Annotated in this window: 15 protein-coding genes; 9 read left to right on the top strand and 6 right to left on the bottom strand. The window is 41.8% G+C overall.

The features are described 5' to 3' along the window. Positions 1 to 150: 150 nt before the first annotated feature. The 4 genes from recN to truA all read right to left on the bottom strand — a co-directional run bounded on the left by recN (position 151) and on the right by truA (position 3,775). Positions 151 to 1,866 carry a DNA repair protein RecN gene (gene recN, locus BROSI_RS14440; protein ID WP_052564499.1) on the bottom strand — a complete coding sequence of 572 codons (1,716 nt, stop codon included), beginning with the start codon at positions 1,864 to 1,866 and terminating at the stop codon, positions 151 to 153. Positions 1,867 to 1,894: 28 nt separating this feature from the next. After that, on the bottom strand, positions 1,895 to 2,221 hold the full coding sequence (metG, locus tag BROSI_RS14435; protein WP_052565865.1) for a methionine--tRNA ligase subunit beta: 327 nt from the start codon (positions 2,219 to 2,221) through the stop codon (positions 1,895 to 1,897). Positions 2,222 to 2,530: 309 nt separating this feature from the next. Next, positions 2,531 to 2,869: a PilZ domain-containing protein gene (locus BROSI_RS14430; protein ID WP_052564498.1), complete on the bottom strand. Its 339-nt coding sequence runs from the start codon at positions 2,867 to 2,869 to the stop codon at positions 2,531 to 2,533. 159 nt (positions 2,870 to 3,028) lie between these two features. Further along, positions 3,029 to 3,775, bottom strand: coding sequence for a tRNA pseudouridine(38-40) synthase TruA (gene truA, locus BROSI_RS14425; protein WP_052564497.1), 747 nt, complete (start codon positions 3,773 to 3,775; stop codon positions 3,029 to 3,031). Positions 3,776 to 4,127: 352 nt separating this feature from the next. On the opposite strand from truA, the gene BROSI_RS14420 reads away from it, so the two are divergent. The 5 genes from BROSI_RS14420 to BROSI_RS14400 all read left to right on the top strand — a co-directional run bounded on the left by BROSI_RS14420 (position 4,128) and on the right by BROSI_RS14400 (position 7,627). Beyond that, on the top strand, positions 4,128 to 4,511 hold the full coding sequence (locus BROSI_RS14420; protein WP_052564496.1) for a RidA family protein: 384 nt from the start codon (positions 4,128 to 4,130) through the stop codon (positions 4,509 to 4,511). Between the two features lie 115 nt (positions 4,512 to 4,626). Further along, positions 4,627 to 6,372, top strand: coding sequence for a dynamin family protein (locus BROSI_RS14415; RefSeq protein ID WP_052564495.1), 1,746 nt, complete (start codon positions 4,627 to 4,629; stop codon positions 6,370 to 6,372). Positions 6,373 to 6,382: 10 nt separating this feature from the next. After that, entirely contained in the window at positions 6,383 to 6,571 is a 189-nt protein-coding gene (locus BROSI_RS14410; protein WP_052564494.1) for a hypothetical protein, read from the top strand. Positions 6,572 to 6,582: 11 nt separating this feature from the next. After that, a complete protein-coding gene (gene ispF / locus BROSI_RS14405) occupies positions 6,583 to 7,059 on the top strand; it encodes a 2-C-methyl-D-erythritol 2,4-cyclodiphosphate synthase (protein ID WP_052564493.1) in 477 nt (158 codons plus the stop codon). A gap of 25 nt (positions 7,060 to 7,084) precedes the next feature. Further along, on the top strand, positions 7,085 to 7,627 hold the full coding sequence (locus BROSI_RS14400) for a hypothetical protein (protein ID WP_052564492.1): 543 nt from the start codon (positions 7,085 to 7,087) through the stop codon (positions 7,625 to 7,627). Positions 7,628 to 7,672: 45 nt separating this feature from the next. Here the strand turns inward: BROSI_RS14400 and serS are convergent, their stop codons facing one another. After that, on the bottom strand, positions 7,673 to 8,950 hold the full coding sequence (serS, locus tag BROSI_RS14395; protein WP_052564491.1) for a serine--tRNA ligase: 1,278 nt from the start codon (positions 8,948 to 8,950) through the stop codon (positions 7,673 to 7,675). A gap of 722 nt (positions 8,951 to 9,672) precedes the next feature. Between serS and BROSI_RS14390 the strand changes: the two genes are divergently transcribed. The 3 genes from BROSI_RS14390 to BROSI_RS21555 all read left to right on the top strand — a co-directional run bounded on the left by BROSI_RS14390 (position 9,673) and on the right by BROSI_RS21555 (position 11,726). Beyond that, positions 9,673 to 9,936 carry a LexA family protein gene (locus BROSI_RS14390; RefSeq protein ID WP_052564490.1) on the top strand — a complete coding sequence of 88 codons (264 nt, stop codon included), beginning with the start codon at positions 9,673 to 9,675 and terminating at the stop codon, positions 9,934 to 9,936. 783 nt (positions 9,937 to 10,719) lie between these two features. Further along, on the top strand, positions 10,720 to 11,148 hold the full coding sequence (locus BROSI_RS21560) for a reverse transcriptase family protein (RefSeq protein WP_052564489.1): 429 nt from the start codon (positions 10,720 to 10,722) through the stop codon (positions 11,146 to 11,148). Further along, positions 11,133 to 11,726, top strand: coding sequence for a reverse transcriptase domain-containing protein (locus tag BROSI_RS21555; protein ID WP_052564488.1), 594 nt, complete (start codon positions 11,133 to 11,135; stop codon positions 11,724 to 11,726). The genes BROSI_RS21560 and BROSI_RS21555 overlap by 16 nt, the downstream gene beginning before the upstream one ends. Before the next feature lie 113 nt (positions 11,727 to 11,839). On the opposite strand, the gene ltrA is transcribed toward BROSI_RS21555, so the two are convergent. Next, the gene (gene ltrA, locus BROSI_RS14375; protein ID WP_052564487.1) at positions 11,840 to 13,141 is read right to left on the bottom strand and encodes a group II intron reverse transcriptase/maturase; all 1,302 of its coding nucleotides are present in this window, start codon (positions 13,139 to 13,141) and stop codon (positions 11,840 to 11,842) included. 315 nt (positions 13,142 to 13,456) lie between these two features. On the opposite strand from ltrA, the gene BROSI_RS20565 reads away from it, so the two are divergent. Next, positions 13,457 to 13,891: a group II intron maturase-specific domain-containing protein gene (locus tag BROSI_RS20565; protein WP_052564486.1), complete on the top strand. Its 435-nt coding sequence runs from the start codon at positions 13,457 to 13,459 to the stop codon at positions 13,889 to 13,891. The last annotated feature ends 35 nt before the right edge of the window (positions 13,892 to 13,926 follow it).

The following is a 13,926-nucleotide window of genomic DNA, read 5'->3' as shown; positions in this document are numbered from 1 at the left end:
GTCAGGTTTTAAAAAGAATTGATGGAACCCAAATTGCGCAGATTTCACAGATAAAAATCTCAATACTTAGTGGAATTTAACAATCTAAAATCTGTGTAATTTGAGAAATCTGTGGTTCCAGATATTTTATAAATCCGGGGCTTCGCTTTGCTAGTCCTTACTTTTTGCCTTTCTTTTCGCATCTCGCAACATCTCCTGTGCCTGTTTTCTGGTAATATCCGTTTTTTCACTTCCTCTGATCATGTCGGCAATTTCTTCAAGGCGGGATTCTCCTGATAAGTTTTCGATTGTCGAAAACGTTTTGCCATTTTTCACCTGCTTATTTACCTTCCACTGTTCATCTGCATAGCTGGCGATCTGGGGAAGATGGGTGATGCAGATCACCTGGTGTGACCTTGCAATACTACTCAGCTTTTCTCCAATAACCTCTCCCATTCTGCCACCAATATTGGCGTCGATCTCATCAAAAACCAATACTGGTGTCTTATCGACTTTAGCCAGTTGGTGCTTCAAGGCCAGCATAACCCGCGATATCTCACCGCCTGAGGCAATCTTCCTCAGCGGTTTCAAGTCCTCACCAGGATTCGGAGAAATCAAAAAATCAACCTGATCAAATCCATAACTATTCGCATGGAAATCATCCGTGTTCCCGCTCTCATGCAAAAATGGAGACGTGATTTGGACACAAAACCGACCGTGAGGAATACCCAGCTCGTGAAGCTCTTTATTTATCAGGGGAGTTAATTTGTCAGCGGTTGAAAGACGTTTCTGGGTTAACTTTTCGCCTTTCTGTTTCAACAGATCAGACAATATCCGCAATTCTTCATCTGCATGCTCAACCGTACTTCCTTCCTCCGAAAGCTGCTTCAATTTTGATGCTATCTCGTCACGATAGGATAGAATTTCTTCTACAGTGTTTCCGTATTTTGATCTCAATTTTCGGATTATGTTTAAACGTTCTTCAATATATTCTAACCTTTGAGGATCATAATTAAATGCATCTCTATACTTTCCTAATGAAAAGGCCGTATCCTCGATTTGATACAATGATTGACTGCAGTCGTTGGATATCTTTTGCAGGGTGTCGTCAAGTTTTACAACCGATTGTAATTCACGAATAACTGACTTCAACCTCTCAACAACAGCGTCGGAAGATTCATAGATCTGTGAATAACATGAGGTAACGGTACTATATATTTTTTCAGCGTTACTTAAGATACCCCTTTCTTTTTCAAGCTCTTCTCCCTCACCTGCCTTGAGTTGTGCCTTATCAATCTCATCGATCTGGAAGGCATATAAATCCACCTTTTGCCTTCGTTCCTGCTGATTGTTTTTCAGTGTCTCCCGCAATCTTGTTTTTTCTGTAATCTGTTGATAGACCCCGGCAAAATCTTCCCGTAACGGGGAAATTCCTCCAAAATCGTCCAGGATATATAGTTGGTTGGCGCCATGTAACAAGGTCTCATGCTCGTGCTGACCATGAATGCTGACTAACGTCTCTCCAATTTCCTTGAGCATGGATACCGTGATAGGAACATCGTTCAAGCGGCATCTGCTCCGCCCGTTCGTATCGATACTTCTTTGAATTAAGAGTTCTTCTTCGATAGTATTATTATCCGATATTTTTTTAATCTGTTGTAAAAAATTTCTATCTGTGATAGAGAATTTGCCTATTACTGTGGCCTCATCTTTGCCACTTCGTACAACATCCGAAGTAGCACGCCCGCCAAGGATAAAATTAAGTGCACCGATCACTAATGACTTTCCTACACCCGTTGCCCCGCTAAATACATTTAACCGTTCACAGAGTTTAATGGTGACTCTATCAATTAATACAAAATTCGTTATATATAGCTCCTGCAGCATGGTTAATTTGCCATTTTCTGCAAATTTTTTATTGTATTTTTGAGCCCGGCTTTATATCCTTTTCCGGTGTGAGGATTACCACCTGATTTCCATCCTTTGCGGCCAGCAGCATTCCCTGGCTTTCAACACCCCGAAGGGTTGCAGGAGCAAGGTTGTTTACAATAACGATCCGTTTCCCAATCAGGTCTTCTGGTTTGTAATAGTTTCTAATTCCAGCAACAATCTGCCTATTTTCTAAACCGTCACCCGCATCAATCTTCAATATTAACAACTTATCAGCGTTTGGATGCGGCTCTGCGTGCTTTATCTCTGCCACACGCAGATCTACCTTCAAAAAGTCCTCAATTGAGATCATAGAAAAACCTTTCATAAAATACAGGGCTCATTTATTTTTTAATAAATATAACGATTTTTAAAAATTGTGTCAATGAATTAAACATAATAGACCATTGGTAGAGAACTATGGGATACGGGGGAGTATATAATACCTGGGAAATGAGATTAAATCGTGACGAGGAATTGTAAGATTGAATATCCAAAAATTATGGAGAAAGAATAGTCGGCTTTATGGTATCCAGAAAAATTCGTTTTCAGTGCCAGCAGGCACTTTCCTCTGGCAAAACAATTTTTAAACAGGCGATCTTGTCATTTTCTAAAAAGGAAACTATGCGTTCTGTTTCAGAATACCCGCCAGGCGTCGTAAGTCGTTACTTTCCACTTCTAGAAATTGAAGACCCACATCGTATTTGGCAGTTGATCCATCCAAAGGATTCAGCCACACGACTTTTACGTTACACGTCATGCTTGTGTTGTCTGGCAAAAACAATTCTACCTCTAGACGCTCACCGACCTTGAATGTCCTGTCACTGTATACCCGGATGCCGCCAAGTCCGATGTTGATCAGCGGGCTGCGAGGCGAAGTGAGGCGTGCTGGCCTGCAATAAATAGGTGCATTAAGACGGGGGTACTGCCTTCTATTTTGACCGGCTTCGCGTTCTGTCATGATTTTACTCCGATTTAACTGGTATAGCGTTTCCTAAACCCGGAAACAAAAGCCTTTTGGATATCAGTTTATTCTTGTTGCTGTTCAGAGTCAAGAAATAACCGGGATTTTTAGAAAAATATAAAAAAGTATCTCACATCAGATTAGAAAGAGTAGTTGTTAATAGTCGTTTTCGTATCGAACCTTCATGAGGCATAGCCCCATGGCTGGCGCCGTAGGACCTGCCAGATTCCTATTTCTTGCATCTAAAATATCTTTCATATGCTCCACGGCTATCTTCCCTCTCCCTATTTCTATCAATGTGCCTACAATGGTCCTCACCATATTGTATAAAAACCCATTCGCCTCAACCGTAAAATAGACATACTGCCCTTCTTTTTCAATATCCAACTCCTTTACAGTACGTATCCTGTTCTTTTCGCACCAGGCCTTTGTTGTAAAAGAGGTAAAATCCCGGGTGCCTATGAGGTGTCTCGCTGCAGCAATCATTCTATCCATGTCTAATTGGAATCCGGATACATAACAAAAATCACGATTCAGTGAACTGCGTATCCAATTATTGAGAAGTGTGTATTGATACACCTTCGATTGGGCGTCATATTGGGCATGAAAGGACCCCGCTACGTCTCTTGCGTCTTTTATCGTGATGTCGTGAGGTAGGTGAAAATTTATTGCGTGGAGAAGCCTTTCGGATGGAATATCTGAAGCGGTGTGAAAATTAGCCACCTGACCAAGGGCATGAACACCTGCATCGGTGCGACTGGCGCCATAAATTTTGATCGGTTCATGAACGACTTGTTCTATTGCCTTCGAGATGGTTTCCTGAATGGTTTTATCGTTCTTTTGCCATTGCCAGCCCGCATAATCAGTACCATCGTATTCTATTAAAAGCCGTATATTACGCATAAGCTTTGCGATTTTATAGATATTTCCAAATTTTTATCTTTTATTTTTGAACTTATTTAAGATTTGTAATGCATAAATTAAGTCAGGCGCTGCTTTGTCCCTGGTAAAAAATAGAAGCAAAAAAGACTGAAACAATCAATAAAAAACCTGAAATATCCGTTCGAAGGTTGAAAGGAAAGAGGTAATTTTGTTAGTATGGTACAAAATTTATGCGGAACAAATTAGATTTGTCCGAATACCAGCAAGCACAGTGTTATTTTCCAGTGCTTGTTGGCCAAATTAATATTCTCAATGAAGTTATTGTACCCTATTTTAAATATTTTAGATTTCTAAATTATGAAGGGAGGCTGTGATGGAAAAATTGGTTATATCAACAAATAAAGCCCCTGCGGCAATTGGACCGTATTCCCAGGCAATTAAGATTGGAAATCTTGTTTTTGTGTCAGGACAGATTCCTTTACTTCCTGCAACGGGGGAAATTGTACAAGGAGATATCAAGGTTCAGACACGACAGGTCCTGGAAAACATAAAACACATCCTGGAGGCTGCAGGTTCTTCCATAGATAAGGTAGCAAAGACGACCATCTTTATAAAAGATTTGAATGATTACACGGTAATTAATGATGTGTATAAAGAATTTTTCTCACATAAACCGCCAGCCAGAGCGGCAGTTCAGGCAGCAAGGTTGCCCAGGGACGCAGGCGTGGAGATCGAGGCTATCGCCTTTTGCGGTTAAAAAGAAAAGTTTGACTTGCACTGAAAAACTGCTAAGATACTAATTTATCGCAACACCATCCCTGGCGCTATTTTCGTTAACAGATATTAATCAATTTTCTATATTAGTTAGTTTTATGTTAAATATAACCACAAAAGCAAAACATAGAGATATTTATCCTGAGGTTGTGAATCTCCTTGATAACTCAAAGAAGTTTTTTGAACGGGTTGGCATCTCAGAGATGGAGAAAAGAGTAGTTGAAATGCGCACCCAGTTAGAAGAACCTTTTTATCTCGTGATAGCCGGCGAGTACAACTCTGGTAAATCCAGTTTCATTAATGCCATGTGCGGTGAGCATGTCTTACAGGATGGCCCGACTCCTACTACGAATCGAATCACCCTGTTGACATACGGAGATAAAGTTGAGGTCAAAGAGGTGGGTGATCATTTGTGTCAGGCAACTTACCCTATGGAAGCATTGAAAGACGTTACTCTGGTTGATACACCAGGTACCAATTCAATTATTATAGAACATGCAGCGCTAACGGAAAGCTTTGTCCATAGAGCAGAACTTGTCCTTTTTGTAACCTCTGCGGACCACCCATTTACGGAGAGTGAGCGACAATTCCTGCAATTTTTGAAGGGTAAATGGGGCCGAAAAGTGCTATTTATTCTGAACAAGATAGACCTGAAAACTCCTGAAGAACTCAATGAGATCCTGAGTTTTCTGGAAAAGAATTGTTACCGGTTGCTTGGTTTTGAACCCAAGATATTATTGATGTCCGCGAAGGAGGCTTATAAAGCGAAAGTTGAAGGAGACGCGATTCTCCTTGAAAAAAGCAAGATTAAAGAGGTTGAAACTTTTGTATTTGAAAAAATGGACCTCGATACAAAGATCGATTTTAAATTGGTCAGCCCCTTAAAATATTTGTTCAGTGTATTTACTGAACTCCAACAGGATCTCAGCGAGAGGGTTAATAAGTGCAATACCGATATCAAAAGTATTGAACGATTTGAGACACGGCTTAAGAATAAAAAGCAGGACATGCAGGAGTATACATTAAAATACAGAGACGAGATTAAGCTTGTATTTTCTCGATTAAAAGAAAAATTAGATAATTTCCTGAATTCGTATGTTACTATGAAGTCCGTAATTCTTTCCAAGGTGGGAAGGGAAAAGATTGATGAGCGGTTTAAGAGGGAAGTTTACGGGCTTTTAAATCCTCAAACTGATCTAGATCGTATTGTCGATGATGTGGTGGATTATGTCGCAAGAAATAACCGGTCATTATGGGATTTGGCAAGAGACCATATAGAAAAAGAAGTGGGATATGACCGCAGGGCGGGAAGTATCCTTGATGGACACGCAGAGCGGCGCTACGACGACCGAAAGCACGAAATTGAGGTTGCTTTAAAGTCACGTTCTAAGGAATTCAGAGAATTAGATATTGAACGAGAATCGGAGAGACTGAACAGTTTGGTGCAGGGCGGATTTATTGGCTTTCTATTGACCGAAGCGTTTGCCGTTGGCATTGGCGTTGGTGTTACAATGATGTTCTCATGGATTGTGCCTCCCCCCGTCGTTATAGGAATTGCCGTGACATTGGCATCTATAGGATTTGCAATTTTCCCTCAGAGAAGGAAGTCGTTCCGAAATGAATTTATAAAACGTACGGATGCAATTTGTGAACGATTTGTCGAGTTCATGAAATTTGAAATCGACAAAGCCATTGATCGCGTGATCGAAGATATTAGTAACAACATTTCGTCATACCGCGACCTTCGATGGACGGAGAGGGAAGAAATGGTGCGACAGGTATCTGAAGTAAACTTGTTACTGGAAAATGTGAAGAGCCTTATGAGAAAAAGTGGTTTAACATAGGAGAAAGATCATGGGAACAATAAAAATTTCTTTCCATGATGGTTTGTTTGCAAAAGTTTACGAAAAAATGTTGGCTGATGTGAATAAGGCTAAGGCAATTTATAAACAAACATCTTTATATAGCTATGATGAAAAGATACGCAAAAGTGCCGAAAGAAGGCTGAAAGAATTAGAACTAAGAAAACTGGAGGGATACTGAAAAGAGGATTCATGCTGTTTGGAATCGGATATGATATTCATAAGTTTGTTGAAAATCGCAAACTGGTACTGGGCGGCGTCGAGTTTGATTACCATTTAGGCTTGCTTGGTCATTCGGATGCCGATGTCGTGCTCCATGCCGTATGTGATGCATTACTTGGAGCAGCAGCCCTTGGTGATATTGGAGAACACTTCCCGGATACCGATCCAAAGTGGAGAGGAGTTTCCAGCAAGCTTCTCCTTTTTAAGGTTGCCGATCTTGTGAAAGAGAGACGATGCAAGGTAAACAATGTGGACGTAATGATCCTTGCCCAAAAACCAAAAATCGGTTCCAAAAAACTAGAGATGAAGAAAAATATTGCGGAATGGCTCCATATGGATGCAAGCAGGGTCAACATCAAGGCAACAACGATGGAAGGCGTAGATGCCATTGGTCGTGGTGAGGCTATTGCAGCTCAGGCCATTGCAAGTTTATGTGAGTACCTGTAATTGTAAAGGATGAAACAATTTCACTATGGCGATATGGAAAAGAAAAAAGAAGATAAAGGAATCTGAAGAAAATCTCCCGAAAGAAGGGGCGGAAGAAGCTTTGGCAGGCGATGTTTCTTCTGTTACAAGCATAGAAACACCCATTACAAAAGAACAACCCAGACAAGAAGATGCTACCCCAGAAGAACTACCCGAAATTAAAATTTCTCAAACGATCCAGGAAGATTTAAGTAGTGGTGTAATATTGTATGGAAAGAAGATCTCTGGTCTTTTTGGAAAGGGTTTTTGGGGCATATTGTCTATCTTGGTCATGCCTCCCATTCTGGTATTTGCCTTAAGCATTCTTGTTATTATGTTCATGCTCATCTTTCCGTTACTGGCAGTTGTGCTGGTCGCATCGGTGCCTGCCGTTTTTGTAACCTTATCCATTTTAATTATTGCGCTTCCCGTGCTATTTCCCCTCCTCGTATTATTCCTGCTTATTACCGGCAAGGGCAGGTTATTGATTGGCTCAGAAGGAAAGTGGTTTGGCATCGAGATGTTTGGAAAGAGCTATTCTCTAAAATAATAAGATACGAATTCAAACTGGGAAAGAAACAGAAACAACTGGAGATTATCGTCTGCCAATAACCTTCATTCCCCCCATATATGGCTTGAGGATATCAGGGATTATGACGGTTCCGTCCTTTTGCTGATAGGTTTCAAGAAGTGCGATAACCGTTCTTGGCAGGGCTAATCCAGAGCCATTTAAGGTATGCACAAATCGCAATTTCCCATCCTCATCCCGGAAACGTATGTTCATGCGCCTTGCCTGGAAATCCTCGAAATTGCTGCAGGAAGAAACTTCCAGGAATTTGCCCGTACCAGGAGCCCAGACCTCAATATCATAGCACTTTGCTGCTGCAAAACTCATATCGCCCGTGCATAATTTAGCTACCCGATATTCAAGTCCCAGGAGTTGGAGTATCCTTTCCGCATTGCCAAGCAAAGACTCAATCTCATTATAAGATGCTTCCGGCTTTACGATTTTAACCAGTTCTACTTTGTTGAATTGGTGTACCCGTATAATACCCCTTGTATCTTTACCATAAGAGCCTGCCTCTCTCCGAAAACAAGGAGTATAGGCTGTATAGTAAATGGGAAGGTCTTTGTAAGAGAGTATTTCATCTCGATGGATATTAGTGACAGGAACTTCTGCCGTGGGAACAAGGAAGAGGTCATCTATAGCAGTTCGATACATATCCTCTTCCAGCTTTGGTAATTGGCCTGTGCCTGTCATAGACGTGCGGTTAACGAGAAACGGAGGAAACAATTCAGTATAGCCGTGTTCTCTGGTATGGGTGTCTAGCATAAAGCAAAATAAGGCGCGCTCAAGTTTTGCACCAGGACCTTTTAGTAATATAAAACCCGAACCTGAGATTTTGGAAGAGCGTTCCAGGTCCAGGATATTTAAAATACGTCCAAGTTCCCAGTGAGGTAAAGGGCTAAAATCAAACGTCTTTCGCTGTCCCCATGTCTTGACGACGACATTGTCATTCTCGTCCTTACCAATGGGTACGTCCGCTGCAGGGATGTTTGGGATGCGAAGGAGCAGGTTGGTGATTTGGGGTTCCAGTTCCTTCAGTTTTTCCTCGAATGATTTTATATCATCACCAATCTTTTTCGTTTCTTCAATAATACCGGAGGCATCTTGTCCCCTTTTTTTCAGTTCGCTGACCTCTTTTGATTTTTCGTTTCGTTTGCTTTTCAGTTGTTCACAGGCGTGTATCAGAGACCTGCGTTGTGTGTCCAACTCTAAAATCTGGTCAATGTTGGCTGCATTTTCATGTTTATGGGCAATGGCCTGTTTTACCTTGTCAGGATTATTCCTGATAAAATTTATATCAAGCATGAGTTTGATATGCCTCCGAATGTTTAAATACGTTTAATCTGTACCCAATTATTAAGCGCTACATTTTAATTGTTTTTATTTTACTAGTAATTTTAAAGCGTTCAAGGGAATTCAATTATTTTTTGTTTTGGTGTGCTAAATTTTATATAAAAGCAAAGAAGGTACGATATGATGAGTTGGTACAATAATACGCGGTTTCATGAGATGGATGTTAATTGACGCAAATAAGTGAAATTGATACTATACCACTGTTATTAACAGCAAGAAAGAAAACACGTATGTGTAGCATAGGTAATTATTAATCTTCTAAAGCAGTTTCTTAACGGCCATTGATCTAATATGCAAATCAAACCTTTAAACCATACATTTTAAGTAAGTATTAATAAAACCGGGAATTGAATGAATTATATCAACCCAGGAAAAGGCTCTTTGGTTTTTATGTTTCTGAAACAGAAACAAAGCCAGTTTCTCCTGCCATAATATGGGATTTAGCAGAATGGAAAAATGACAAAGGTTTTAACCACGAAGAACACGAAGGGCATGAAGTTTGAAAACAAAAGAGACGATCATTGAATAAGTATATCTTTTTTATTACAAGTTATTTTTAAAACGGCATCATAATTATGTTAAATGTTTTTGGTAATTCAATATATCAACAAATATCTTACTTCGCGTCCTTCGCGATCTTCGTAGTAAATATAATACTTATGGAATAAAAATTTATGATCAAAAAACCCCATGCTACATTAAAACATAAATACACACCAAAACAAGGCCAATATCTGGCGTTTATCCATTATTACACGAAATTAAACGGCTATTCACCTGCAGAAGCGGATATGCAGAAATATTTTAAGGTAACCCCACCGAGTGTACATCAAATGATTTTATCCCTGGAAAGACGTGGATTAATTGAGAAAACACCGGGCAAACCACGTTCAATAAGCACCTTATTACCAACAGAAGAACTACCGGAGTTAGAGTAAAGCGAAAATTTAACGCATATCGTAGCATAGCAACACCCAAGTCCCCCTGGAAAAGGGAATGCAGGGGGTTGGCGTGCCTTGAAGTATGGAATACCTGAGTGGTTGAAAATACCACCTCTGCGAGCCTAATTCCTCGTAGAGAAGTTTGTACCTATGCACATACAATGGAGCAATCCGTATGCGTAGAAAGATAGCGTACCCACCGTGAGGTGATATGACGGAGTTACGAGGTGCAGATGACCTTTTGGGGTGTATGAGTATGGCGTATTATTCGTGCCAACCTCCCTTCCCTGGTGAAGCACAAGCAATGTCCTTGCGGAAGATGTCGAAAGAGATTAGGCGAATACATCTCTGGATAATGCATTAGAACATGCATCACGAAGGGAAAATATGTCCTCGTGAAAACGGGGATGGGTAATCCATATGACCGAGGGAGAGCGCTTACATCTTGGGACATGAGTCCCTAACAGTGCGGTATAAGGGAATCCGAAATCCAATCTGTATGAGATGGTGATAGACCGTTTCTCTCAAACGACTATCTTTAAAGCCGTCAGCATTGCTCATAATAGTCATGAATTGGTTTCAGGATGAAGGGGCATAACCGTAGTGGAATTGATGAAAGTGGTAGATTAAATACGTTCAGTGAGGACGGATACTCTTTGTATAAAGCACGTTAGTAATAAGAACCTCTCTTGTTGTGCTTATGGCATAGGGTATTAGCACTCAGGAAACACGGTTGAGAAGTATGGTTTCGGAAATCAATCAAAAGGAAACTATCGAGAGATGCTTAAGTATCATTCATTACGAAATAAGGTGTTCGGTCTTAAGAACCTTTATGCTGCTTTTCAGCACGTAAAGAAGAATAAAGGGAAAGCCGGTCTCGACAGGGTAAGTATTAAGCAGTTTGAAAGTGACCTTGAAAATAATATCATGAATATTCACAAGGAGCTAAAAACCACCGTATACAAACCCTCGCCTGTACTGCAGGTATATATTCCCAAAGGCAAGCATGACAAGAGACCTCTTGGCATACCCATTGTGAAAGACAGGGTGGTACAGCAGGCGTTCAGGCAAATCATAGAGCCTATTTTCGAGAAAGATTTCTCGGATAATAGCTTTGGATTTCGTCAGAACCGATGCTGCCATGATGCTATAAAGAGGCTTGAACAGTATAAGCAGGAAGGTATAAAGAAGTCTTGGATGCGGATATAACAGCATTCTATGACACTCTACCCCATAAGCTTATCATGGATAGGCTGCGTGAAAAGATCGCTGATGGATGGGTTTTGAACAGTATTGAAAATATGCTTAAGGCAGGTGTCATGGAAGATGGCATCGTGCATAAGACAACCGAAGGCACTCCGCAAAGAGGCGTCATTTTCCCCTTACTTGCCAACCTTGTCGGTGACATCATTGACAAGGAGCTTGAAAAGGCTGGATATAAGTTTGTCCGATATGCCGATGACTTCATTGTCATGACTAAAAATCAAGAAACACTCCCTGCCGCCCTTTGCTGTGTCAAAGATATCATTGAAAATAAGCTTGGAATGAAGCTGAGCGAGGATAAAACCAAGCTCACTAACTTCAAACGAGGCTTCAGGTTTCTCGGATACGATTTTTCTGGCAAATACAAGGGTATAAGCACGAAATCACTGGACAAACTCAAGGGCGCCATCAGAGACATCACCAGACGCACACAAGGCGTCAACCTGCAAGCCGGTAGAGTAAAACACTGGCGTAGTAGCTACAGGCTGAAGTTAGTGTTCCCCGTTTCTCTCCGTTTCCTTTGAGAGTGTCACAATATCTCAACCATACCCTATTTCCAGCATCTTCTCGTCAAACCGTACGTGAGGTTTTCCCTCATACGGCTTTCCTGTTCCCTTCTCAGCAAGGCATTATACACCTATCGACATGAAGCTGTTTTCGGGTGTAAGTATTGTATTCGATAATCATTATACAATCCCCATTCCTGATATATTACCTCCCTACTCCACCGCTTCCAGCCGAAGCCCTTGCGTTTCTTCCTCTTCGTGACAAACCGTCTCACCTTCTTCTCAGTATAATTCCTCACTTTACAGAAAGTACTGTTGCTATTGCCTATCCGAAAGTAATTCACCCAACCTCGTATTACTGCATTTACTGCCTGAATTACTTCTTTTAAAGGCTTGTTCCAGTTTGCCTTGAGCACTGCTCTTATTCTCTTGCCGATTTCAATGCACTTCTTCTTCCGCGGCGTCTTGCTGACATAGATCTTGCTTTTCCAATTGCGGTTCAGGCGTATATCAAATCCCAAAAAGCTGAAACTACCTCCCTTTTTGAGGTCTACTACCTTCGTCTTCTCCAGATTCATTTCAACCTCTAAGTTGTCCAGCTCTTCCTTGAGTCGTTTCTGTACTTTCTGGAGCAACCAGTCCTCTTTCGGATGCCCGTGCACGAGTATGACCATATCGTCCGCACTCCGTATAAAGCCAAGGTTATCATATCCTTTACGTCGGGTTACTTCCCGTGCCCGTTCCATCATCTCATCCACTTCGTTCAGGTAGATGTTCGATAGTAGCGGAGATATCACTCCACCCTGCGGCACTCCCTTCCGCCCGTTCGCATTGAGGATGAGTTTTAAAAGATGCAGAATGTCATCATCCTGCACCCTCCTGGCTATTTTTTCCAACAGTTTGTGATGCCTTATGTTGTCAAAATATCCGCTCAAGTCTACATCCACTACTCTGGTCAATCCGTGGAGTATGCCTTTTGTCACCCGATCTATCGCCTGATGTGCATGACGCTTCGGTCTGTACCCATAGGAACAGTCCTTGAAATCTGCCTCAAATATCGGCTCAAGTATGAGCTTCAGTGCCCCTTGGACTACCCGATCTCTTATCGTCGGTATTCCAAGGGTTCGGGTCTTGCCGTTGCCTTTCGGTATCTCTACCCGTCTGTTGGGCAACGGCCGGTACGTCCGTTCGAGGAGTTCCTGCCTTATCCCTTCCAGAAATCCTTCCAGTCCTTCCCTCTCGATGTCCTCAAAGTCCTTCCCATCGATTCCAGGTACTCCATCGTTGGCCTTTGCCAGTCGATAGGCTTCTCTCAGAAGTTCATCCTTGCTGATATGACAGTATAATCCCCAAAACCTCCCGTGCTTGTCGGTCTTCGCCTTGATGTATATCTTCCTCCTCAGTTCCTGCAGACTTATGGAAGCATTTGTCATTCTTCCCTGCCTCACCTCTAAAGAAAGATTTAGATACAGCAGAGCCCCTTCGCTCCGGCAAGGTTATGCTGTCCTTGCCATCTTCACTACTACGGACTCATCCACCACCCTCTTGTCTTTCTGCCCACTTCGCCTTTTAACTTATAAGGCATACATTTGCTCCTTACGTTTCCGCAAGGGACAAGGAGGGTTTCCCCAGTTGATAGCTCCTCTTTCCATCCGTGTCGCCGCTGCTACCCCGCCACCGCCTTTGTATCGTCACGCCAGTATCAATACATCGGTTCTGCCTTCACCTAAATTGAAGAGGTTCGGCCAGTGGATATCAATCTTTACGAGGCTACTTCTACGTTCACTCTCGTTACAACCCGGATAGTTGCTCATGCCGCCTTGCGACACTTTGTCGATGGGCTTCAAAAGGTAACGTTTCCATCACCCCATGCCATCCAAGCTACATGGCTTCCGGCTTTTGCCATGACGGGACTTGCACCCGTTAGTAGGCACTACCCTTCGTTGGGCACGCTCATTGATAGATTAAACCCTGTGATACGGGGACATGTCAATTACTTTCGACTGGGCGATGTGAAGAAACTTGATCGCTCATTAGACTGTTGGGTACGGATGAGGCTTCGATGCTTCAAGTTCTCAAGAAAGTGGAGAACTGACAACAAACGTTTCCCTACTCACCGTTTCTTCAAATTGGGGTTACTCTCATTTGAAAGAGAATTTCTTAAGGTGTGCGCTAAGGCATGATACTTTACTTTTCTCTGGTATAGAGCAACGCTATT

It is taken from the genome of Candidatus Brocadia sinica JPN1, assembly GCF_000949635.1.
GTDB lineage: Bacteria > Planctomycetota > Brocadiia > Brocadiales > Brocadiaceae > Brocadia > Brocadia sinica.
This window is presented reverse-complemented; position numbering and strand designations above follow the sequence as displayed.